General features: G+C 46.3%; 21 protein-coding genes. 19 read left to right on the top strand and 2 right to left on the bottom strand.

Going from position 1 to position 23,110, the window contains the following annotated elements; all coding sequences use genetic code 11:
- A partial coding sequence (locus tag ETR37_RS19710; RefSeq protein ID WP_240673870.1) for a cyclase family protein occupies window positions 1-378 on the bottom strand: 378 nt, incomplete at its 3' end.
- A 426-nt stretch (window positions 379-804) separates the two neighbouring features.
- On the opposite strand from ETR37_RS19710, the gene ETR37_RS02620 reads away from it, so the two are divergent.
- The 19 genes from ETR37_RS02620 (at window position 805) to ETR37_RS02530 (ending at window position 22,487) form a co-directional block, all read left to right on the top strand.
- On the top strand, window positions 805-2,241 hold the full coding sequence (locus ETR37_RS02620; RefSeq protein ID WP_129446868.1) for an aldehyde dehydrogenase family protein: 1,437 nt from the start codon (window positions 805-807) through the stop codon (window positions 2,239-2,241).
- A 344-nt stretch (window positions 2,242-2,585) separates the two neighbouring features.
- On the top strand, window positions 2,586-3,350 hold the full coding sequence (locus ETR37_RS02615; protein ID WP_129446867.1) for an enoyl-CoA hydratase: 765 nt from the start codon (window positions 2,586-2,588) through the stop codon (window positions 3,348-3,350).
- Window positions 3,351-3,532: 182 nt separating this feature from the next.
- A complete protein-coding gene (locus ETR37_RS02610; RefSeq protein WP_042380736.1) occupies window positions 3,533-4,549 on the top strand; it encodes a LacI family DNA-binding transcriptional regulator in 1,017 nt (338 codons plus the stop codon).
- A gap of 299 nt (window positions 4,550-4,848) precedes the next feature.
- The gene (locus ETR37_RS02605; protein ID WP_081157275.1) at window positions 4,849-5,871 is read left to right on the top strand and encodes a Gfo/Idh/MocA family protein; all 1,023 of its coding nucleotides are present in this window, start codon (window positions 4,849-4,851) and stop codon (window positions 5,869-5,871) included.
- 302 nt (window positions 5,872-6,173) lie between these two features.
- Complete coding sequence (locus ETR37_RS02600; protein WP_240673869.1) at window positions 6,174-7,571, top strand: sugar ABC transporter substrate-binding protein; 1,398 nt, start codon at window positions 6,174-6,176, stop codon at window positions 7,569-7,571.
- 153 nt (window positions 7,572-7,724) lie between these two features.
- Window positions 7,725-8,582 carry a carbohydrate ABC transporter permease gene (locus tag ETR37_RS02595; RefSeq protein ID WP_483299675.1) on the top strand — a complete coding sequence of 286 codons (858 nt, stop codon included), beginning with the start codon at window positions 7,725-7,727 and terminating at the stop codon, window positions 8,580-8,582.
- Window positions 8,583-8,594: 12 nt separating this feature from the next.
- Window positions 8,595-9,491, top strand: a complete 897-nt coding sequence (locus ETR37_RS02590; protein WP_129446864.1) for a carbohydrate ABC transporter permease — start codon at window positions 8,595-8,597, stop codon at window positions 9,489-9,491.
- Entirely contained in the window at window positions 9,488-10,600 is a 1,113-nt protein-coding gene (locus tag ETR37_RS02585; RefSeq protein WP_129446863.1) for an ABC transporter ATP-binding protein, read from the top strand. Before ETR37_RS02590 ends, ETR37_RS02585 begins: the two co-directional genes overlap by 4 nt.
- Window positions 10,601-10,617: 17 nt before the next feature.
- Window positions 10,618-11,442 (top strand): inositol monophosphatase family protein, encoded by an 825-nt coding sequence (locus ETR37_RS02580; RefSeq protein ID WP_129446862.1) that lies wholly within the window; start codon window positions 10,618-10,620, stop codon window positions 11,440-11,442.
- A 16-nt stretch (window positions 11,443-11,458) separates the two neighbouring features.
- On the top strand, window positions 11,459-12,181 hold the full coding sequence (locus ETR37_RS02575; RefSeq protein WP_129446861.1) for a glycerophosphodiester phosphodiesterase: 723 nt from the start codon (window positions 11,459-11,461) through the stop codon (window positions 12,179-12,181).
- 26 nt (window positions 12,182-12,207) lie between these two features.
- The gene (locus ETR37_RS02570) at window positions 12,208-13,119 is read left to right on the top strand and encodes a hypothetical protein (RefSeq protein WP_129446860.1); all 912 of its coding nucleotides are present in this window, start codon (window positions 12,208-12,210) and stop codon (window positions 13,117-13,119) included.
- A 156-nt stretch (window positions 13,120-13,275) separates the two neighbouring features.
- On the top strand, window positions 13,276-14,016 hold the full coding sequence (locus ETR37_RS02565) for an MgtC/SapB family protein (protein ID WP_164977976.1): 741 nt from the start codon (window positions 13,276-13,278) through the stop codon (window positions 14,014-14,016).
- 24 nt (window positions 14,017-14,040) lie between these two features.
- The gene (gene iolD, locus ETR37_RS02560) at window positions 14,041-15,975 is read left to right on the top strand and encodes a 3D-(3,5/4)-trihydroxycyclohexane-1,2-dione acylhydrolase (decyclizing) (protein ID WP_129446858.1); all 1,935 of its coding nucleotides are present in this window, start codon (window positions 14,041-14,043) and stop codon (window positions 15,973-15,975) included.
- A gap of 18 nt (window positions 15,976-15,993) precedes the next feature.
- Complete coding sequence (iolE, locus tag ETR37_RS02555) at window positions 15,994-16,920, top strand: myo-inosose-2 dehydratase (RefSeq protein WP_129446857.1); 927 nt, start codon at window positions 15,994-15,996, stop codon at window positions 16,918-16,920.
- A gap of 16 nt (window positions 16,921-16,936) precedes the next feature.
- Window positions 16,937-17,761, top strand: a complete 825-nt coding sequence (gene iolB, locus ETR37_RS02550) for a 5-deoxy-glucuronate isomerase (protein WP_063165768.1) — start codon at window positions 16,937-16,939, stop codon at window positions 17,759-17,761.
- 36 nt (window positions 17,762-17,797) lie between these two features.
- On the top strand, window positions 17,798-18,805 hold the full coding sequence (iolC, locus tag ETR37_RS02545; RefSeq protein WP_063165769.1) for a 5-dehydro-2-deoxygluconokinase: 1,008 nt from the start codon (window positions 17,798-17,800) through the stop codon (window positions 18,803-18,805).
- A gap of 20 nt (window positions 18,806-18,825) precedes the next feature.
- Entirely contained in the window at window positions 18,826-20,286 is a 1,461-nt protein-coding gene (locus tag ETR37_RS02540) for a CoA-acylating methylmalonate-semialdehyde dehydrogenase (RefSeq protein WP_129446856.1), read from the top strand.
- Window positions 20,287-20,364: 78 nt separating this feature from the next.
- Entirely contained in the window at window positions 20,365-21,252 is an 888-nt protein-coding gene (gene fba / locus ETR37_RS02535) for a class II fructose-1,6-bisphosphate aldolase (protein ID WP_094238773.1), read from the top strand.
- A 65-nt stretch (window positions 21,253-21,317) separates the two neighbouring features.
- A complete protein-coding gene (locus ETR37_RS02530; protein WP_129446893.1) occupies window positions 21,318-22,487 on the top strand; it encodes an MFS transporter in 1,170 nt (389 codons plus the stop codon).
- Between the two features lie 412 nt (window positions 22,488-22,899).
- Here the strand turns inward: ETR37_RS02530 and ETR37_RS19355 are convergent.
- The coding region (locus tag ETR37_RS19355) for a general secretion pathway protein A (RefSeq protein WP_240673868.1) at window positions 22,900-23,110 on the bottom strand (211 nt) is incomplete at its 5' end.

Here is a 23,110-nt window from a genome sequence, read left to right as displayed (position 1 = left end):
TGGTCGTTGAAGTGGGAGTCTCCTGCGCGAAATAGGATGAAACAACACAACGGTTCCCGGCGACAGCTTCGGGATATACGGAGCGGCATCGGCCATCGTCACCGCTTCGCCTTCCGCTTTCCCGGTGGCATCGATCACGATGCCGCGGCCAAGAAAATAGGTGAGCGGCACGTCATCCAACCGCCAGCCATGCTCGCAAAAATGGAACGGCGCATCGATGTGCGTGCCGCTGTGCGAACCGAGCACAAGGCGGCTGACGTGATAGCCGTCTTGGGCGAACGTCGTCGCCGGTTCGATTTTCGGCTTCGGATCCCCCGGGTACACCGGAGTTTGGGCCGTGATCGGCATGGTGAGGTCGATGAGTGTTTTAATGTTCATTTCCAAATCTCCCTCTACACTATTTTTGGCTGCTTTTATCATACAACAAAAACATAGGAGAAGGAGGAATTAGAAAGCCATCATCATGCCTTGCGGGGCTGAACGGTTAGCTGAGGAAATGTTGCGCCGAACGTTGGGCGGCCGGTGACCAAGGGCTATGTTGCTTGTCTTTCCGCGAACAGGGGCAAGCAGTTTGGCGGCAAACCGAGCGACGGAGTGTTATCATAGAGAGGGGAGGGGAACGTCACCCGTAACGAGAGAGGCGAATGATGGCGCTGCATGGCAACGGACGGCTTTCGTAAACAAAGGACAAGTGGAAGGATTTTCACGCGCGATGGCGAATGAAACAAATAAACAGGGCATGCGGGACATATACTGAAGGGGAAAATTTCGGCCGCGTGCTTAAAAGAAGGGAAGGGTGAAAAGATGTCAATCGCGGTGCAGAAACAGAAGCTATACATCAACGGCGAATGGCGGGAAGGGAAGTCTTACACTGAACTGAAATCACCGTATTCACGCGAGACGATCGCCGAGATCCCGGCTGCATCGGAAGAAGAAGTTGACGAAGCGATCGCGGCGGCGTACGCCGCGCGGCAAACGATGGCCGCTATGCCTGCTCATGAGCGGGCCGCCATTTTAGAGCGGGTTGTCGAGCAGCTGAAAGCGCGGCAGGAAGAAGCGGCAAGGTTGATCGCGCTGGAAGCAGCCAAACCGATCATCACGGCGAAAGGGGAAGTCGCCCGCACGATTCAAACGTACAAATTCGCCGCCGAAGAAGCGAAGCGCATTCATGGGGAAACGCTGCCGCTTGACGCCGCGCCGGGCGGGGAACATCGCATTGCCTTGACGGTCCGCGAACCGATCGGCGTCATCGGGGCGATTACGCCGTTTAACTTCCCGATGAACTTAGTCGCCCATAAGCTCGGCCCGGCCATCGCCTCGGGCAACACCGTTGTGTTGAAGCCAGCCAGCCAAACGCCGCTGTCCGCCTACTTTATTGCCGAACTGTTCGAAAAAGCCGGCCTGCCGAAAGGGGCGCTCAACGTTGTGACCGGAAGCGGCCGCACGGTCGGGGATAAAATCGTCACCGACCCGCGCATCAGCATGATCACCTTCACCGGCAGCCCGGAAGTCGGCATCGCGATCCGCAATAAAGCAGGCTTAAAGCGGGTGACGTTGGAGCTTGGCTCCAACTCGGCCGTGATCGTCGATGAACAGGTCGATCTTGACCGCATCATCCCGCGCTGCGTATTTGGCGCGTTCACGTTCCAAGGGCAAGTATGCATTTCGCTCCAGCGCATCTACGTGCATGAGAATCGTTATGATGAGTTCGTTGAAAAATTTGTCTTGGCCGCGAAACAGTTGAAAACAGGCGACCCGTTGGATCCAACCACCGATGTATCCGCCTTGATTACGCCAAACGATGTCGACCGGGCGCTCTCTTGGATCGAAGAGGCAAAACAAGGCGGCGCAAACGTCGTCCTCGGCGGCGAGCGCGACGGCAATATCTTGCTTCCGACGGTCATTGTGGACGCCGAACCGACGATGAAAGTGTCTTGCCAAGAAGTGTTCGCCCCGATCGTCTTGATCAACCGCGTCCGTTCGATCGATGAAGCCATTGAATTGGTCAATGACTCGCGCTACGGCTTGCAGGCAGGCATCTACACCGACAACGTCCATACCGCGTGGAAAGCGGCGAAACAACTGCGCGTTGGCGGCGTGTTGATTAACGACATCCCAACGTTCCGCGTTGACCATATGCCGTACGGCGGCGTGAAAGAAAGCGGGTTTGGCCGTGAAGGCATTCGTTATGCGATTGAAGAAATGACGGAGTTGAAGTTGATTATTTTTAACGAAAACTAAAATTATAGATGGAAAAAGTTAGGGTAAATGAGGATTCCGATTGGAGATGGGTTGTTTCCTTTGTTTGCGTGGCTTCTGCCGTTTGTGCTGTTTGTGGCAGTTAATATGGATCGCCTTCTCCATCGGGAGTATGGGGTGCCGGCTCGAACGGATCGAGCGGCTGCTTGCTGCTTTAGGCGAGGAGAAAGGACGGCTGTAAAGAAAGCAGGCAAACATACACGGTAAAATGCAATGAAAGGGAGGGTGCCTTGACTGCGGGCACCCAGTTTTTCATGCACAAAAAAGGAATTTTGCCCTCCGATCGGGAAATGAATAAATGAATGATGATTCAGAGGGGGAGAACGATGGAAACAGTTGTTTTGACATTTGACCAAAACAAAGCAATACTGGAACTCAATCGCCCGCAGGCACTCAATGCGATGGATGTACAAATGTTGCATGAGCTCGTCGACGCACTGCGGAAAGTCAAGGAAAGCGACGCTTCCATTGTCGTCATCCGCGGCAGAGGAAGAGGATTTTCGGCTGGAGGCGACATTAAGACGATGCTCGCTGTCGATGATCCAAACCAGTTTCAGACGGTGATGAATACGATTCGGGAGATGATCACACTCTTGTATACGATGCCGAAAATCACCGTTTCCCTCATCCATGGCCCTGCGGCAGGCCTTGGATTCAGCTTCGCCTTGGCAAGCGATTACCTGATCGCGACAAAAGAAGCGCGCTTGGCGATGAATTTCATCGGCATCGGCCTCATCCCAGACGGCGGCGGGCATTTCTTCTTGGCCCAGCGGGTCGGCACGGCGAAAGCCAAACAGATCATTTGGGAAGGAAAACCGATGAGCGCGGACGAAGCGCAACACCTTGGACTTGTCGATCTCGTCGTTGACAATGAGGAGCAAGCCGAACCATTCATCGCTTCCTTGCAGGAAAAACCGCTCCAAGCCATGATCGCCACGAAAATGTTGTACGTCGAACAAACAAAAGAAGATTTGCTTCGCGTGCTCGAACTCGAAACCGACGCCCAACAGCGCATGCGGCAAACCGAAGACCACCGCGAAGGCGTCCGCGCCTTTTTAGAAAAGCGGAAGCCGGTGTTTCGGGGGAGGTAGGAGAAATGACAATATTTTTGCTTAAAACCGGTCAATCTAGGCCGGTTTTTATATGGGTTTCATTTATTACGAAATCGAAAAAATCATTGAAAGAAAGTGGAAAAAGGATTAGAATAACATTAAAGAGAGCAAGCGCTTTACCTAACGAGCTTGACTACAACAGATGGAGAGAATGATGAGCGATGAAAGTAACCATTTACGATGTAGCAAAAAAAGCGGGTGTATCCATTTCAACGGTATCAAGGGTGCTCAATAATACCGGGCGCATTAGTGAAAGAACGAGAAAAAGAGTCCTTCGGGTAATGGAAGAGCTGCATTATCAACCGAGCATGGTCGCCTCGGCGTTGACTGGGAAGCGGACAAGAACGATTGGCCTTGTCATCCCTGACGTAGCAAACCCATTTTTTTCTGAAATCGCTAGGAAAGTGGAAGATCGGGGGAGAGAACAGGGATTTAACGTTCTGATGTGCAATACGGATAACAACCCGGAGACGGAAGAAATGTATCTTTCTTTATTGCGCCAAAAAAGCGTGGATGGCATCATTATCGGAACCACAACGAACAATTATACAATGATCAAAGAGCTGTTGGAAGAGAATTTCCCTTTGGTTTTTATTGCCCAAGACATCCCGGAGCTGGCCATTAACGTGGTGAGAGTTGATGATTTTTTAGGGGGATATCAGGCTGTCTCGCATCTTGTTTCCCTAGGACATCAACAGATCGCGATCATGCTTGGGAATTTAAGTCGCACAAGCGATAAATACAGGCTGCAGGCCTATCAGCAGGTGCTTCAAGAGAACGGCTTGAAATGCGAAGAATCCTGGATTGTATATACGGACTATTCGATGGCTGATGGAAAAAGAGCGGCGATGGAGCTGTTGCAGTTGACCCCAAGGCCGACAGCGATTTTTGCCTGTTTTGATTCTCTTGCCGTTGGCATTTATCAGGCGGCTAAAGAGTTGGGACTCCGCATTCCCGATGATCTGTCAGTGGTTGGATTTGATAATACGATTTTATCGGCCATTATCGACCCGCCGTTGACGACAGTCGCCCAACCTATTGAAGAAATGGGAAGGCAAGCGGTTGACCTGCTAATTGCCCAAATTGAAGAGACCAATCATACGAAACAGCGGATCATTTTGCCGCCTCATCTAGTGGTAAGGAAATCGGCCTGTCATATCGCTAAAGTGAAATCGTAAGGATGTGAGCAGATTGTTTTTATGAAATAATAGATGTTACCGGAGAGAACGTTGAATTTAAGGAGAAGAACAGCTGTAAATAGCTGTTCTTTTATTTTTTAATAAAAATTCTATAAATTTAGAAAAAATACTTGATAAAATAATAGGTTGAGGGTAAAATAAAAAACAAAAGGAAAGCGCTTGCTCAAAAAAGTTCGATGGAGATTAGATTGCACTATTATTAATGGACATGATAACCATTGTTTTCGATGTATTAGAAAGCGCTTCCCTGCTACAACGGAGATGAGGAGGAGAAAATAATGACTCGGGTGAAAGTAGGGATTTTGGGAGCCGGAGGGATTGCCAAGGTACATACGTCGATCCTAAAGAAAGATGAGCGGGTTCAAATTATTGGGGTAGCGGATATTGTGGAAGAAAGAGCCGCTTCATTGGCGAAGGAAGCCGGGGAAGCAAAAGCGGTCAAAAGCCTCGAGGAATTATTTGATCTTGGTGTAGATGCTGTTTACGTGACGACGCCAAACACGATGCATGTTGAGCCGGTACTAAAATGTCTGGAAAACAATGTGCATGTGTTCTCAGAAAAACCGATGGCGACTTCTTTGGAGGGGGCAGAGCAGATCAGGCAAGCGGCTGAACGATCAAAGGCGATTTACAACTTGGGAATGAACCGCCGGTATGCGTCGGTGTATAAAAGAGTCAAGGAATTGGTTGATTCCGGGGAGGTAACCCCCTATTTGGCTCATGTAAAAATGAACCGCGGCGAACTGTTAAATCCTCCTTGGACGGCAAACCCGAAGGTGACGGGAGGCTTCTTGTATGAAACTCCTTTCCATTTGATGGATCTATGCCGTTATTTATTTGGTGAAGTACAAACGGTTTACTGCGAAGCAAAACAAAACATTTCGACAGAGGAATTAGATACATTCGCGATTATGATGACATTTGTCTCGGGGACGATCGTCAATTTTGTGACGTATGCCCATGCCGGATGGAGCTTTCCGTTTGAGAGTTTGGAAGTTTATGGGAAGTATAGCACGGTCGCAACCCAAGAACTCGAAAAAGTCATGTATGCCCCAGGGTTGCAGCAGGCGGCGCACATTCATGATTTCTATCAATTATCCATTGAAGAAAAATGGGGATATAAGGAAGAGGATCGTCTGTTTATTGATGCCATTATCCATGGAACAAAGCCTCCGGTGACAGCTGAAGATGGATTCCGCTCGATTCAATTGCTAGAGGCGATTTATGAAAGTGCTAAAAACAACGTTATCATAAATTTAAGGGATAGACAAATAAAAAATCCGAGTATCTTACAAAAATAATATAATTGTAGAATTTTTTACATTTAATTAAATTTATCAAAAAACTAAGATAGTAAGATGTATGTACGAGGAGGTGAACTCTTCGAAATCTTAAGCCATCTTTAGAAGGGTGGTGAAAAATAGACATTTCTTTTAAATCGACTATCCTCGGTTGCGAAGAGGAGCAACGTTTTATAAGACTTCTCAATTTGAAACGCGGTATGATGAAGCTACACTTTCTGTTAAATCACCAGCCTTTTAGAAAACTCAATGTCTAAGCGTGAGTTGTCTTTATGGATAAAATTGGGTATGGAGGGAGAAAGGTGAAAAAGAGATTAATATCCAATATTTTGTTTGTGGTATTTATCTGTGTAGTACTAATCATTGCAGGATGTGAACAGCCTAGTCTATCAAAGAAGAGCAGTACAGATGTAGATGGGACTAAAATAGTAACAATTAGAGCTCAGACAGCGGGTGCAGAATTGACAAGGGTTGAGAACCTTGTTAAGGCTGCGGAAATGTTAAATAAGGAATTGAAAGAGCAAGGGAAGGATATACAGGTAAAGGTGCAGACAAGTTCGTTTAATGGCAGCTGGGAAGAATATGCTAAGCAATTTATGCTGGCTTTTAAAGCTAAAAAGGAACCAGATATTTATGCAACAGGACATGAAAATATTGGTTGGTTAGCCGATGGGAATTATATAATTCCGTTAGATGAATTAAAAAAGTCGAAGGAGTATTCGGATGTATTCCCTAAATTATGGGAATCTGTAACTTATAGAGGGCACATTTGGGGCGCTTTACAGGACACAGAGGCGAGGCCTGTTTTCTATAATAAGGATGTTTTAAGAAAGCTTGGATGGAGCGAGGAGGAAATAGATAGTCTTCCAGAGAAAGTTCGTAATGGTGAATTTACATTAGAAGATATGACAAAACTAGCGGAAGAAGCGAAAACAAAAGGTTTAGTTCAATATGGGATTATCCACCGTCCAGTTGATGGGCCTGATTTTCAGGCAATAGCTTATAACTTTGGTGGGAAAGTATATGATCCTGAGGAAAACAAAATTGTATTAGATAAAAAAGCGGTGGAAAAACAATTGAACTACTACTATGAAATCGCGAAGAAAAAACTTATTCCAAGCAATCTTACACAGATGGAGTGGAGTAATATCCACAAAATAGTTGTTAACGGAAAAACTTTATTCTACTATGGCGGAATTTGGAACGTGTTTAACTGGGGGCAAGATAACTTCCATGAAAAGTTAGGAAAAGTTGATGCAAAGTGGGTTAATGATCATCTGGGAATGATGTTAATTCCTGCTGCGGAAAAAGGAGGAAAACCTCTTACTCTTTCCCATCCATTTGTGTATACTGTTTCAGCGCAGACGGAGCATCCTGAACTAGTGAAACGGTTGTTAGAACTTGTGGCTGCTCCTGCACTACAAACGGAACATAATATAAAAACATTTCATCTCCCTGTTACAAAAGGTGGTGCTGAGCATCCAGATTTTAAAGCGGATGTAACACTAGGAAAAGTAGCATACATGTCTGATTATACAACATTCCTCCCAAATCATGAAGGATTTCCTAAATACTCAAAGGCAGTGTTTAATGCTATTCAAGCGGTTGAACTTGGAAAAAAGACGCCTCGGGAGGCATTGAAAGATTTAGAGGTACAGTTGCAGAATGATCTTGGCGATCAGTTAAAAATCGTAGATTAAAATTGAAAGCAAAATGATACCTGGCTCCTGCCAGGTATCTCCCTCTTCACATTCACATTCTCATTCTCGCAGAGATCTTTAATACATCAATATTTTCAGAGGGAGGTTAATGAAGTGGTTTCTTTTTACAAAAAATGTAAACTACCTGCTATCATGCTTGGGCCGTTTATAATTCTTATATTTCTGTTCTTTTTTCTTCCTGTTCTATTGACAGCTATATTAGCATTCACTAGTATGGATTCTTCTATGAAATGGGATTTTAACGGCTTGGAAAATTTCCGGAGTATTATTACTGACCCTAATATTTTGTTGATTGTAAAAAATACAGCAATTTATGTTTTCTTCACATTATTGATTAATGTGTTTTTTGGCTTAGCTTTAGGTATTTTAACAACTTACTTTGTTCAAAGGGAATTCATCGGCCTCACTTTCAGAACTATTTGGATGCTACCACGAATTTCTCCACCGGTCGTGTATATACTTCTTTGGTTATGGTTTTTTGACCCTAGTGAATATGGTGTTTTAAATAGTTTGAGATCTTTTTTTGGTATGCCTCCTATTGAATGGCTTTCGGATTACCCGATGATAGCTATTATTTTAGCAAATGGATTGATTGGTGCTTCATTTGGAATGATTATTTTTTCATCTGCCATTAAATCTATTCCGAGAGACTTGTTTCAGGCTGCACAAGTAGATGGCGCTTCACAATGGTCAATTATCAAAGACATCATTATCCCTGCTGTCCGTTGGCCGTTGATGTTTGTTACATTATGGCAATGCTTGTCCTTGCTCACATCGTATGAATATATTCTCCTGTTGACAAATGGTGGACCATTGTTTGAAAGCGAAGTGCTAGCTTTATATTCTTATCACAAAGCTTTTCAAAACTTTGAGTTTGGATACGGGGCTGCTATTTCCCTCGTCCTCGTTTTAATTGCTCTCATCTTTTCGCTTATTACATGGAAAACTTTTGGAATGAAAAAAATGATCAGTTCTTCGAGAATAGAGTAGGGGGTAATAATTATGGAGATAACAGGATATCAAACAGAATCGACGACCATGGTTATATCTTCTTCTAGGTGGAAAAAACGTATTACTTTCATCATTGCCTACGGAGTTTTAGTGCTGACAACGTTGCCTATTATTTTGATGTATTTGTGGCTTTTGGTGAGTTCATTTTTCGAGAAAATGAAATTCGGCTTTATTCCTGTTCATTTTACCTTAGAAAACTGGGAGTTTTTATGGACTAATGTGGAGCATGGAGGGAGCATGCTTCCAAGTATTTGGAGGGCAACTTGGAATTCTTTCGTATTTTCAGGTACCCTTACTATCCTTGAGGTCATTATCGGTGTTATGGCTGGGTATGCTTTAGCCCGGACTGAATTTCCGGGACGTCAAGCGCTAATGAAGACTATATTACTTTTACATGCATTTCCAAGTGTTGCTTTACTGATTGCTGTGTTTTACATTTTAAATTTTATGGGATTGTTCGATTCACTATGGGGGGTTGTTTTAGTTAAGACAGCCTTACAAATTCCGATGACAGCGTGGATCATAAAGGGATTTTTTGATGATGTACCGTGGGATGTGGAATGGGCTGGATTAATTGACGGTTGCAGTCGTTTTAAGGTTTGGTTTTCAATTGTCCTTCCATTGATTAAGCCAGGGATAGCAGCAGTTAGCATTTTTTCATTCTTGTCGGGTTGGTCTGAATTCTTATTGCTGTATACCTTTATTTTAAGTGATGAAAATGTAACCTTGTCGTCTTACTTACAAAAACTTATCAGCGATCCGAATATGGTCAATTATGGGATGTTAAGTGCTGTATCACTGTTTTATATGTTCCCGGTTTTACTGTTTTTCCTTTTTACACAGAAGTCATTGATGCAAATGAGTGCTGGGGGAGGAAAAGGGATATGAAAATTGAACTGAGAAATATTTGTAAATCATTTAACAAAAAAACCAATACTATCGATAACATGAATTTGACGATTAATGACGGGGAGTTCGTTGCTTTGCTTGGACCGAGCGGTTGCGGAAAATCAACGACGATGCTTATGATCGCGGGAATTTATAAGCCAGATAGGGGCGAAATTTATTTTGATGGCCAAATTGTAAATGACTTGGAACCTAAGGATCGGAATATTGGCATGGTGTTTCAAAGCTATGCCTTATATCCGCATATGACGGTTTTAGATAATATTGCATTTCCATTGAAACAACAAAAAGTTCCAAAGGAAGAACGAATAAAACGGGCAAAACGGGCTGCCGAAATGGTACAACTTGAGCATTTATTAGGTCGAAAACCGAGTGAATTATCCGGGGGGCAACAGCAACGAGTTGCTTTGGCACGTGCTATCGTAAAAAGACCCAAAGTATTATTATTAGATGAGCCAATGTCTAATCTCGATGCTAGATTAAAAATCGAAATGAGAGAGGAGATTTCCCGCATCCAAAAAGAATTAGGCATCACAACCATTTTGGTTACTCATGACCAGGAAGAAGCGATGACGATGGCTGACCGTATTGCTGTTATGAAGGAGGGACAGATTATTCAGTACGATACCCCAATGGAATTGTATTATAATCCAAAAAACTACTTTATAGCTCAATTTATCGGAACGCCTCCGATGAATTTTCTAAAAGGAAAATTACTGAACAACCAGCTTCATCTACCAAATAGCACTGTTGAATTAGATTGTGAATTTTGGGAGCTCAATAGAAAGGAAATAGAAGTCCATGTAGGTATTCGCCCTTATGATTTAAAATTAGGTAAAAATGGGGATGTTTATATAAAAGGTACTGTAAGTATGGTTGAACTTGTTGGGCATTCAAAAATGATTAGTGTAAAGGTTGGTAATGAACAGGTTCGTTTTTTTGCTGAACCCAATATTAGTATCGAATATGGCTCGGTTATCGAGATATCAACTCAGACCTCATCTATCCATTTATTTGATGCAGTAACAGGAAGAAGTTTAAAAAAAGATGGTATGAACAAGGGGCTTGTTAAAGAATCTGTCTATAACTAAAGGAGAGAAATTAAAAAATGGGTGTTAGTGTAAAATGCAGTGTAGAACATGTTTTGTATAACTCAGCGATTGAATACGTATTACAAGCAGGACAATTAATTAGGAGTCATTTGGGAAACAAAGGAAAAATTGAGCAAAAAAAGAATGCCTTTGATCTGGTAACAGAGGTTGATAGACGAAGTGAGGACTTACTTCGGAGAAAGATTCACAAGGATTACCCTAGCCATTGGATTTTATCTGAAGAAAATTGCGGTCAAGCCAACGTATATGAGATGTTTAAAAATCATGATTCGGATTACGGTTGGATCATCGATCCCATTGATGGTACGACCAACTTTATTCATGGCATCCCGTATTTCGCTATTTCGATCGGAGTTGTAAAGGATGGAGAGCCTGTCATCGGCGTTGTGTTCAACCCAGTCACGGATGAACTTTATACGGCAAGAAAGACATTTGGAGCTTATTTGAATGGACGCCCCATTCGGGTTGGAAAAGAATCGACTTTGGCTGAAGCGGTCATAGCAACCGGATTTCAGGCTAGCGATTTTAGATCGGGGTCTCGTGTCGTTCAACAAATAGACCAATTGGCAGGGAGAAGCCGCAATATCCGTCTATTTGGTTCAGCGAGTCTAGATCTATGTTTATTGGCATCTGGAAGGATCACAGGTTTTTGGCATGATGGTCTAAATCCATGGGATACAGCGGCGGGGATCTTAATCTTGACAGAAGCGGGGGGGAAAGCCACAGATAAAGATGGAAATCCTTATCGCCTCTCTCATGATTCACTGATCGCCTCCAACGGGAGAATTCATGGCGAATTAATAGAAACAATAAAATTATAAAAAATGAGGGATTTTGTTGAAAAGACCATTAATTACTGCTCATACTGGTTGCATGAATACGCCGCCTAATTCTATTGAATCTATATTAGAAGGAATAAAAGCAGGAGCGGATATTATTGAAGTGGATGTTCGTGCTACAAAGGATGGGGTTGCTGTTCTTCTGCATGATGAAAAGATTGTAACTCCAAAGGGAGTAAGGAGGGTAGGAGATTTATCGTTTAAGGAACTCCATGATCTCGATAGATCTAGTAGGATTTTTCGGCTCGAGGAGGCTTTATCGATTGTCAAAGAGCATCACCGGATTATTAATCTAGATGTAAAAGAAGATAGTGCTATTGATCCAATGATAGAAACAATTGAAAAATATAAGATGAGAGATTATGTGATTATTTCTGGATGTGAAAGGGAAAGAGCGAATTATTTAAAAAATCATTACCGTTTATATCAAGTATTACTAAATGTAGGTATAAGTTTGTATGAAACCTATAAGGAGGATTATGAATCCTTTATCAGGAAAACGTGTTGGGAAGCTATTGCAGCTTCATGTTGCGGTATAAACATAAACTATCAATTCTGTGACGAGTCATTGGTTAGTTATGCCACGATTCGTTGTATTCCTGTTTGGGTTTGGACAATCGATGAACCTGATGTAATGAAAAAATTCCTCGATATGGGTGTTTATTCCATAACTACTAATGAAGTAAAAATACTAGTGGAGCTAGGGAACCAAGCGAAATAACTAGGAAACTCCAGGAGGTATTTAAAATGATCGATACGCTTTTATATGAGTGGAAAAAGAGAAATGAGGAAATTACGGGGTTAATCAGGGAAGGAGTTTCTACTAATGATTTCTACCAACTAGCGATTTGCCAATTGGAGTTTCTAAGAAGGGTAATCCCTGATAATGTGAATTATGTATCACGATTAGCGGAGCTCTTGCACTTAGATGGTAATATACGTAGGGCTGGAGAACAGTACCGTCTAGTATTACAGATGGATCCGTTAACTCCGCTTACTGAGAAGGAAACACAGATGATTAGGAAATTTTGTCCAATATTGCTCCTTACCGAGAAAGAATGTTTTCCGTTGAAAGATGTTGTAGCAGTACATCATCCAACCAAACCAATGATTGGCTATCACTTGTTTTGGGAGGATGACTATGATTTCCCTGATGATTATGAACCGTGCGACCATGAAGAAATTTGGATTGAGTACAATCCTGAAAATGAGACCATAACTAATGTTATGTGTTGGTTCCATTCCCGTGTTCTTAGCTCTAAGGATGCGGTCAAAGAGGCATGGGATAACAATCAAAGAGCCATCATTAGAGTTGAGTGGGGGAAGCACGGTTCTCTTTTATGTGGATGGGAAAGTATGAAAGAGCCACTAACAGGTGTTATGCTAGTTGATTGGCTTAAAGAAACTTATGAACATGTAAAGAAAGGCGGACGAGTACCTTCTCATCCATTAAAGAAATATTGGCCCAAAGGATTTGAGGGTACCTTTGAGGAATATATTCATTTTTCCGTAAGACTAGATCCATTAAATTGGCTTGATAAAAAACCCCTCATGTATAAAACAAGATGGGTAAACGCTGTTATATTTACGCAATGTTTACCTTACAACTTTCATCCTAAAATGGAATGGCCGGATCGTTTTCACAAGTTTAAATTATAAAAATTTTATATATATTCAAAAATATGAATTTATAAACAACTAAACTTATGGCAATTAAATTAATAACATGTGAGGTTATCCTTCTAATGGTGATAAGATTTTTGGTTGCGGAAGTTATAATCGTTATACCAAATGACAACTAAGGAGGTGGTTATATTGTTTACAATCTCTACCTATACCATTATAGAGAGAACAGTTTTAGCAGCTATACTTGGTGGTATCGTTGGATGGGAGCGCGATTTAAGGGATAAACAAGCAGGGGTAAAAACCCATCTTCTAGTTTCCGTTGGTTCTGCTTTGATTATGATACTTTCAATTTATGGATTTAATGAAACAATAGGTCACTGGAACGCAAGATTTGATCCAGCGCGCCTGGCTCATGGGGTAATAAGTGGTATTGGTTTCTTGGGAGCAGGGGTAATCATGCGTAAATCAAATAGAGTCTCAGGAATCACCACTGCAGCTACCTTGTGGGTTGTTGCTTCCATAGGCTTATGTGTTGGAGCGGGATTTTATGTACCTGCATTGGTGGGAACGGTGATCATTTTGATAAACGCTTTTGTTCTTCGAGGGATAGAGTCAAAGCTGCTATCATCAGCTAAGGCAATTACAATTCATATAACAGTTAAAGACGGAGATGGAATAGATGCGTTAAAGGAAATATCGAACTTTTTCAGAGAGAGCAAGGCAGTAATTAAACATATCTACTTTTTAGATACAAAGGAGCTGAGTGATAATTTAGTTAATATTACATTCCGATTAAAGCTAAAGAGTCAAGATAATCTTATTGGTTTGCTTACTCATTTGAGGGGAATAGAGGGGGTAGAGAAGGTTGAATGTGATGATATTCATATGAGAGTCAAAGAGGTTTTTAACGAGAAAAGTCTGAGTCTTTAATCCTTTTCAGGAGGGGGGAAGTAAATGAAAACGATCCGCTTAACAACCGCCCAAGCGTTAGTCAAGTTTTTAAATCAGCAGTATGTGGAGTTCGATGGCCACATCCAGAAGTTTGTCAAAGGCATTTTTACGATTTTCGGCCATGGCAACGTACTCGGCCTTGGCCAAGCGCTTGAGGAAGATCCAGGAGAGCTCGAAGTGTACCAAGGGCGCAATGAGCAAGGCATGGCGCATGCGGCGATTGCCTTTGCAAAACAAAAACACCGGCGGCAAATTATGGCGTGCACATCGTCTGTCGGTCCTGGAGCAGCGAATATGGTGACAGCAGCGGCGACGGCTTCAGCGAACCATATTCCGGTTTTATTGCTTCCGGGGGATACGTTCGCGACTAGACAACCCGATCCGGTACTCCAACAAATTGAGCACTGGCATGATTTGACGGTTTCCACAAATGATGCATTTCGTGCCGTCAGCAAATATTGGGATCGCATCAGCCGCCCCGAGCAGCTGATGCCGGCGATGATTCAAGCGATGCGGGTACTGACCGATCCCGCCAACACCGGAGCAGTCACCATTGCCTTGCCTCAAGATGTGCAAGGGGAAGCGTACGATTTTCCTGAATCCTTTTTCCAAAAACGGATTCACCGCATTGAACGCCGCGTTCCGGCGAAAGCGGCGATTCATGAGGCGGTGGAGCTCATTCGCAGAAAGAAAAAACCGATCATCATTTGCGGCGGCGGTGTCCGTTATTCGGAGGCGGCGGAAGAACTGAAACAGTTTGCCGAGAAATTTCACATTCCTTATGGGGAAACGCAAGCCGGCAAAAGCGCGGTGGAAAGCGCCCACCCATACAATCTCGGGGGAATTGGCGTCACCGGCAACCTTGCCGCCAATATAATCGCGAAGGAAGCCGATTTGGTCATTGGGATTGGCACTCGTTACACCGATTTTACGACAGGGTCGAAACAGCTTTTCCAACATCCTGAAGTAGAATTTTTGACGATCAATGTCTCGGTCTTTGATGCTTGCAAATTGGATGCCGTCCGCGTAGTGGCAGATGCGAAACTTGCTCTTCTCGCCTTAACCGAAGAGTTGGAGAAAATCGGGTATCGATCCGGCTATACGAATGAAATAGATATCGCGAAAAAGGCTTGGGAAGAAGAGCTTAACCGGCTGTATCACGTCCGCTACCGCCAGTCGGGCTTTAAGCCGGAGGTGGCCGGCCATCTCGATGAGGTGTTAACTGAGTATTCGGAGTTTTTCGGTTCCTCGTTAACGCAAACGGAAGTCATTGGCGCGATTAACGAGTGGATCGATGACGACGCCATTATCATCGGAGCGGCAGGCAGCTTGCCGGGGGATTTGCAGCGCATGTGGGTGGCGCGCCGGCCGAATACGTATCATATGGAGTATGGCTATTCGTGCATGGGGTATGAGATCTCCGGCGCGCTCGGCGTGAAAATGGCGGAGCCGGATAAAGAAGTCTATGCCATGGTCGGCGATGGCAGCTACTTAATGCTTCACTCGGAGCTTGTAACGAGCATTCAAGAGAAGAAAAAAATCAATGTTCTTCTATTCGATAATGCCGGATTTGGCTGCATTAACAACTTGCAAATGGGTCACGGAATGGGCAGTTTCGCCACCGAATTCCGCTACCGCAACGAAGAAACGGGGCGCTTAGACGGGGGCTTGATTCCGATTGACTTTGCGCAAAGCGCGGCCGGTTACGGGGTGAAAACGTATAAAGTGCACACGCTCGAGCAATTAAAAGAAGCGCTCGAAGATGCCAAACAACAATCGTTGTCGACGTTGATCGATATTAAGGTGCTTCCAAAAACGATGACCCATGATTATGAGTCATGGTGGCATGTCGGCGTGGCCGAAGTGTCCCGGAACCCAAAAATTGCGGAGGCATACAAGCGGAAAGAACAACAATTGCAAAGGGCAAGAAAATATTGAACAACTGGAGTGAGAGAGATGGAAAAAACGGTTCATCCTTTTCGTATCGGCATTGCCCCGATCAGCTGGGTCAATGATGATATTCCGGGGCTAGGTGACCATTATACACAAGATCAAGTATTATCCGAAATGGCGGAGCTTGGGTATGTCGCAACAGAAATGGGGCGCCTGTTCTCCCAAGATCCCCCGTCATTGCGGGCAAAGTTGAATCAATACGGCATCGAGCTCGCCAGCAAGTTTATCGGTGTACTCTTTTCGGATCGTTCCCGGCTCGAAAAGGAACTCGAGACGTTCCGGTCTTGGGCAGAATATTTGCACGATATGGGATGCAAATATGCGATCGTTTGTGAAATGGGGGGATCGATGCACTGGGATCCGCGCCGGGCGCCAGAAGAAAAAACGATTCAGCAGCTCACGGATTCCGAATGGGAGTCCCTTGTTGACGGATTGCATCGCGCCGCGCATATATGCCAAGAGCTAGGAATGGAACTTGTTTACCACTTTCACGCGGGAACAGTCGTCGAAACGGCGGAAGAGATCGATCGCCTAATGGAGCTGACGGATCCGAAACTTGTCCATCTCTTGTATGACACAGGGCATGCGTTATATGGCGGATATGATCCAGTTGAACTGTTGCATCGGTATGCGGATCGCATTCAATACGTTCATTTAAAAGACATAAGACACGATGTGCTCGAGCAGGTGAGACGGGAACAACTCGACTTTCGCACGGCGGTGCTGCGTGGCATGTTTACGGTTCCTGGAGATGGATGCATTGATTTTGTTCCGATTTTTTCAAAATTGATTGAGATGGGCTATAACGGCTGGATCATCGTCGAAGCAGAACAGGACCCGGCTGTGGCGCACCCGTACACGTACGCCAAAATGGCCAAAGAATATATTGACCGCCTTGTTCATCATCTCTTGGCGGCCCAAAAGCGGTAAGGGGGAGGATGAAACGATGAGCCGACTGGTCATACCAAGCCATCCGCCGAACGAAGAAGGGAACGTCGTCCGTGTGACGCCGGAATCGGCGGGATGGGAATATGTCGGGTTTGAAGTGTATGTATTGGCAAAAGGGCAAACGTTGCGAAAAGAGACGCTTGCGCAAGAGGCTTGCCTTGTTCTTCTTAAAGGGAAAGCGAACATATCGACGAAGCAGGAGCGGTGGGAACAAATCGGGCTGAGAATGGATGTGTTTGAGAAAGTTCCGCCGTACTCGGTCTATGTTCCGGCCAACGATGTATATGAAATTGAAGCCGTAACGGACGTGGAAGTAGCGGTTTGCCTCGCGCCGGGCAAAGGGACATACCCGGCGCGGCTGATCCCGCCAAGCGAAGTAGGAGTCGAAATACGGGGAGCAGGAAATATTGAACGGCGGGTGCATAACATTCTTCCGGAATCCCAACCGGCCGACAGCTTGCTTGTCGTTGAAGTGTTTACGCCGGAAGGAAACTGGTCGAGCTACCCTCCGCATAAACATGACCAAGACAACTTGCCCCATGAGTCGTATTTGGAAGAAACGTATTATCATAAAATCAATCCCGGTCACGGTTTTATGGTGCAGCGTGTGTACACCGATGATCGTTCCATCGACGAAACGATGGTCGTGAAAAACGGGGATGTCGTCTTAGTCCCGAAAGGCTACCATCCGGTTTCCGCTCCTCCAGGGTATGAGGGGTATTACTTGAACGTCATGGCTGGGCCTGTACGGACGTGGAAGTTCCATAATGACCCGGACCATGAGTGGGTGATGGAAAGCAAGCTCGCGGCCAAACAGAAGTAGAAACGATCCAAAAAGATGATAGAAAGAGGCGGTTCGATGAGTTTCCTCCCATTTGACCAGCAAAAACCGTTCGATTTTATCGCCGTTGGCCGGCTATGCATCGATTTGAACGCCAATGAAATCCATCGGCCGATGGAAGAAACGGTGACGTTTACGAAATATGTCGGTGGGTCTCCGGCGAACATCGCCATCGGCATGGCGCGGCTCGGCATGAAAACGGGATTTATCGGCCGGGTTGCTGACGACCAAATGGGTCGATTTATTGTCCGATATTTAAAAAACAATGGAATTGATACGTCCCATGTCATTACCGACAAGTCCGGCAGTGTGACGGGCTTGGCGTTTACCGAAATCAAGAGCCCGACCGACTGCAGCATCCTAATGTATCGCGATAATGTCGCTGATTTGAAGCTGGAACCGAACGATATTGACGAAGACTATATTCGGCGCGCCAAATGCCTGTTGATTTCCGGGACAGCTTTAGCGAAAAGCCCGTCAAGAGAAGCGGTGTTTTTAGCGTTGGACTACGCAAGACGCCATGGAACCGTCGTTGTGTTCGATTTGGATTATCGCCCATATACGTGGCAATCCAAAGAGGAAACAGCGATCTATTACAACTTGGCAGCCGAAAAATGCGACGTGATCATCGGCACGAGAGAAGAATTTGACATGATGGAGCGGTTTGACGGCCAGCGGCGCGATGATGAACAAACAGCGCGAAAATGGTTTGATTACAACGCGAAAATCGTTGTCATTAAGCATGGCAAAGACGGGTCTATTGCTTATACGAAAACTGGAGAAACGTTTGTCGGCACGATTTTCCCAGCAAATATTGTCAAAACGTTTGGGGCCGGCGACTCGTATGCCGCAGGATTTATCTACGGGCTAATGAACGATTGGCCGATTCCAAAGGCAATGGAATACGGGGCAGCTGCGGCGTCGATTGTCATCTCAAGCCATAGCTGCTCGGATGCGATGCCGACATTGGCGCAAATCGAACAGTTCATCGAACAACATCGCAACGGTTCAGCCGCTCGGAAATAAAAAGAAGGGGGAACATGGACATGACGATGACAACGGGAGTGCAAACCTTAAAAAACTATATTGGCGGGCAATGGGTCGAGTCACGTTCCGGGAAGACGGAAGCCGTTCCGAACCCGGCAACGGGCGAAGTGCTGGCCTACGTTCCGATTTCAAGCCGCGAGGAGTTGGACGAAGCGGTCCGAGCTGCCAAAGAGGCGTTCAAAACATGGCGCAAAACGCCAGTGCCGCGCCGGGCAAGAATCTTGTTTAAATATCAGCAGTTGCTTGTCGAGCATTGGGAAGAGCTGGCCCGATTGGTGACGTTAGAAAACGGCAAAAGCTACAACGAAGCATATGGGGAAGTGCAGCGCGGCATTGAATGCGTCGAATTTGCGGCCGGTGCGCCGACGCTCATGATGGGGCGGCAGCTTCCAGATATTGCGACCGGCATTGAATCGGGGATGTACCGGTATCCGATCGGCGTCGTGGGGGGCATCACGCCGTTTAACTTCCCGATGATGGTTCCTTGCTGGATGTTCCCGCTGGCGATTGCGTGCGGAAACACGTTCGTCTTAAAACCGTCCGAGCGCACGCCGATGTTGGCGAATCGTTTGGCTGAACTGTTTAAAGAGGCTGGGCTTCCGGACGGGGTGCTTAACATCGTCCATGGGGCGCATGATGTCGTGAACGGGCTGTTGGAGCACCCGGATGTGAAAGCCATCTCGTTTGTCGGCTCCCAGCCGGTCGGCGAGTATGTGTACAAAACGGCAGCGGCTCACGGCAAACGGGTTCAAGCGTTGACGGGGGCGAAAAACCATTCCATTGTCATGCCGGATGCCGATTTGAATGTTGCGGTCCGTGAAATTATTAACGCGGCGTTCGGCTCGGCGGGAGAACGGTGCATGGCGGCGTCGGTCGTTGTCGCGGTTGGGGAGATTGCCGATGAACTTGTCGAGAAGCTGGTGGCGGCCGCGAATGAATTGAAAATCGGCAATGGGCTGGAGGAGAGCGTCTTTTTAGGCCCGGTCATTCGCGAAGCCCATAAGCAACGGACCGTGAAGTATATTGAACTTGGGGAAAAGGAAGGGGCCATTCTGGTGCGCGACGGACGAAAGGACGCCGCGGTTCAGGACAATGGATACTTTATCGGTCCGACGATCTTTGACCGAGTCACTACTGACATGACCATTTGGAAAGACGAAATTTTCGCCCCTGTTCTTTCGATCGTACGGGTCGAGACATTAGATGAAGCCATTGAGGTGGCCAACAAGTCTCCGTTTGCCAATGGAGCGTGCATCTATACAAGAGACGGGGGGAATGTCCGCAAATTCCGCGAGGAAATCGACGCCGGCATGTTAGGCGTCAACTTAGGAGTTCCCGCGCCGATGGCGTTCTTCCCATTCTCCGGATGGAAAAACTCGTTTTATGGCGATCTTCATGCGAACGGGATGGACGGCGTCGAGTTTTATACACGCAAAAAAATGGTGACTGCCCGCTGGTAAGGCGATCAAAAAAGTATCAAGCGCCGTAAGAGCGCTTGATACTTTTTCCATATGTTCAAAGGAAAAGGGGGACGGACAATGCCGCTTGTGTCGATGAAAAACATGCTGCAACGGGCATGGGAAGGAAGATATGCCATCGGGCATTTTAACATCAACAATCTGGAATTCGCCCAAGCCATTTTGCTGGGCGCCCAGGAGGAAGAAGCGCCGGTCATTTTGGCGGTGAGCCCGGGATATATTGGGCATCTTGGCGGGCTGCGGACCGCAGCCGCCATGGTGAAAGAGCTTGTAAAGGAGTACCGCATCACGGTGCCGGTCGCGCTTCATTTGGATCACGGCTCTTCCTATGAACAATGCCTCGAAGCGATGGAAGCCGGGTTTACTTCGGTGATGATCGATGCGTCCCATCATCCGTTAGAACAAAATATTTCCGTCACGAAACAAGTCGTCAAAGCCGCCCGGGAGTTTGGCGCCTCGGTCGAAGCGGAAGTGGGAAGAATCGGGGGGCAGGAGGATGACTTGGTGGTGGACGAAGCAGACGCCATGTATGCCATTCCGGAGGAATGTGAACGCCTCGTGAAGGAAACGGGGGTCGACTGCCTCGCTCCGGCGTTAGGCTCGGTTCACGGTCCGTACAAAGGGAAGCCAAAGCTGGGATTTGCCCAAATGGAAGAGATCGGGCGCCGAACCGGGGTACCTCTTGTCCTGCATGGCGGAACCGGAATTCCGCTCGCCGATATCCAAAAGGCGATTTCCTTAGGAACAGCGAAAATCAATGTCAACACCGAGAATCAATGGGCCTTTACTCGCGGCATTTGCCGCATGTTCCGCGAGAACGAGGGACTGTATGATCCGAGGAAATACCTCGGCGCCGGAAGAGAAGAAGTGAAACAGACGGTCAAACAAAAAATTCGCGAATTCGGTTCGGCAAAGAAGGCAACAGAGACCTTGTTGCCTTCGGTGTAGCCATACATGAACACGCAAAGGGGGGAGTGGAGGTGGCGCGAAACCCATGGCGCAAGGATGTGGCGATGTTTCTCATCGCCTCCTTTTTCTTTTGGTTGTCTCTTTTTATTTATATGCCGATCTTGTCTCCGTATGTCGAACAGCTGGGAGGGGCGTATTCGTTTGTCGGGCTTGTCTTGGGCAGTTACGGCCTCATGCAGTTTTTATGCCGCATTCCGATCGGCCTTGTCTCAGATATGGTGCAACGGAGAAAACCGTTTGTCATGATCGGCATGGCGGCTGCGATGGGAAGCGGGTGGCTGTTTGCGCTCACGAACAGCTTAGGATGGGCGCTGGTGGCAAGAGCGCTCGCTGGCGTCGCCGCCGCGACGTGGGTCGTCTTTACGGTTCTGTATGCTAGTTACTTCCGTTCGGAAGACATCCACCGGGCGATGGGCCAAATTTCGCTTGTCGTGGTGTTGGCGCAGCTCGTGGGCATGACGGCAGGCGGCTCGATCGTGGACCGCTGGGGCTGGCATGCCCCGTTTTGGGCCGGGGGATGTCTGGCCGCGGTGGGCGCCGTTCTCTCTGTATCGATCAAGGAATCGAACCAAAGCAAGGGATCGGTGCGGCCGCAAACCGTTCAGCTGAAAGACCTTTTTTCCGTTATGAAAGAACCGTTGTTGCTCAAAGTCTCCGTTTTATCCGTGTTGGCCCACGGGATCATGTTTACGACCATTTTTGGCTTCACACCGGCGTATGTCCTAAAAGCCGGCCTTGACGAACGAGATTTGGGCTTTCTGATGATTTGTTTTATGATTCCTCATGCCATCGCGACGGTGTTCATCGGAAAGACGGTCGTTCCTTTATTCGGGAAATGGCGATCCTTGGTCATTGCCTTTTTCGGCAGTGCCGTGTTTACGTTTTTGATTCCGGTTGCCGGCGGAAGCTGGTTGGTTTATCCTGTCCAAATCGGGAGCGGCTTTTTCCTCGGCCTTTTATTCCCCTTGTTGTTAGGAATGTCAATTGAATCGGTCGATGAAAGCAAAAAGGCGACCGCGATGGGAACGTATCAGGCGATTTACGCCATCGGCATGTTTGGTGGCCCGTACCTCGCCGGCATCGTCAACGAGCTCATCGCTCTTCCCTTCGCCTTTTATTTTGCCGGCACCCTTGGGCTCGTCGCCATAGGGATGATTGCTGTATGGAAGAGAAAAGAGAGGGGGTTGAACAAGGTGGTTCATCGAGGATATTAGTGAGAAGTAGGTTAGGTATAAAATAGTGATTGATCATTTTATCTACTAGTTTTGGGACTAGGGGGACGAAGAGAGAGTGATCCCATACCCATCAAGTTAAGAATTTTGGTCTTTGTGCATCGTCAAAAACATGGTATCCTTTCTAACGAACACTCCACGTTAGAAAGGATTTTTTTCATGGAAAAACAAATGAAAGCATGGATTCAAACCATTCGTCAACTCTTTTCTCCCGAAGAATGAACCCGTCTCGCACGGAAAACAGGCTTTATCCGGCGTCAGCGTTCGTTAACGGCGGAAGCCTTTCTGACTCTCTGTGCATGGGGAGATGGCTCACTGGCCAAACAGTCGCTTCAGCGGTTGTGTGCGGCCTTGACTGTAAACTAGCACATTATTTCAGAATCCCTTTTTCAAATTATTTCAGGCGGATTCGGAAATAATGTGCAAAATTTTTGCGGATTGTTCCGGATTTTGCACATTCTTTCGGAACGTTTGCACGCTCTTTCAGATGAAGATTTCCAGCGCGCCTGATGGACCGATGGAAAAGAAAAAGCACAAAAGAGGCCGATTCGGCCCCTTTCATGCTAATACCCCATTTCCTCTGCGGCCATGCGCACCACTTCTTC

It is taken from the genome of Geobacillus sp. PK12, assembly GCF_004123125.1.
Taxonomy (GTDB): Bacteria; Bacillota; Bacilli; order Bacillales; family Anoxybacillaceae; genus Geobacillus; species Geobacillus zalihae.
Note: the sequence above shows the minus strand (reverse complement) of the source record. Positions and strands in the feature narration are given on the sequence as shown.

Bases quoted from the DNA above. Each gene is read 5' to 3' on its own strand.
- ETR37_RS02620 (WP_129446868.1), top strand. From the start codon at position 805: ATGTCAATCGCGGTGCAGAAACAGAAGCTATACATCAACGGCGAATGG.
- ETR37_RS02615 (WP_129446867.1), top strand. From the start codon at position 2,586: ATGGAAACAGTTGTTTTGACATTTGACCAAAACAAAGCAATACTGGAA.
- ETR37_RS02610 (WP_042380736.1), top strand. From the start codon at position 3,533: ATGAAAGTAACCATTTACGATGTAGCAAAAAAAGCGGGTGTATCCATT.
- ETR37_RS02605 (WP_081157275.1), top strand. From the start codon at position 4,849: ATGACTCGGGTGAAAGTAGGGATTTTGGGAGCCGGAGGGATTGCCAAG.
- ETR37_RS02595 (WP_483299675.1), top strand. From the start codon at position 7,725: ATGCTTGGGCCGTTTATAATTCTTATATTTCTGTTCTTTTTTCTTCCT.
- ETR37_RS02590 (WP_129446864.1), top strand. From the start codon at position 8,595: ATGGAGATAACAGGATATCAAACAGAATCGACGACCATGGTTATATCT.
- ETR37_RS02585 (WP_129446863.1), top strand. From the start codon at position 9,488: ATGAAAATTGAACTGAGAAATATTTGTAAATCATTTAACAAAAAAACC.
- ETR37_RS02580 (WP_129446862.1), top strand. From the start codon at position 10,618: ATGGGTGTTAGTGTAAAATGCAGTGTAGAACATGTTTTGTATAACTCA.
- ETR37_RS02570 (WP_129446860.1), top strand. From the start codon at position 12,208: ATGATCGATACGCTTTTATATGAGTGGAAAAAGAGAAATGAGGAAATT.
- iolD (WP_129446858.1), top strand. From the start codon at position 14,041: ATGAAAACGATCCGCTTAACAACCGCCCAAGCGTTAGTCAAGTTTTTA.
- iolE (WP_129446857.1), top strand. From the start codon at position 15,994: ATGGAAAAAACGGTTCATCCTTTTCGTATCGGCATTGCCCCGATCAGC.
- iolB (WP_063165768.1), top strand. From the start codon at position 16,937: ATGAGCCGACTGGTCATACCAAGCCATCCGCCGAACGAAGAAGGGAAC.
- iolC (WP_063165769.1), top strand. From the start codon at position 17,798: ATGAGTTTCCTCCCATTTGACCAGCAAAAACCGTTCGATTTTATCGCC.
- ETR37_RS02540 (WP_129446856.1), top strand. From the start codon at position 18,826: ATGACGATGACAACGGGAGTGCAAACCTTAAAAAACTATATTGGCGGG.
- fba (WP_094238773.1), top strand. From the start codon at position 20,365: ATGCCGCTTGTGTCGATGAAAAACATGCTGCAACGGGCATGGGAAGGA.
- ETR37_RS02530 (WP_129446893.1), top strand. From the start codon at position 21,318: ATGTTTCTCATCGCCTCCTTTTTCTTTTGGTTGTCTCTTTTTATTTAT.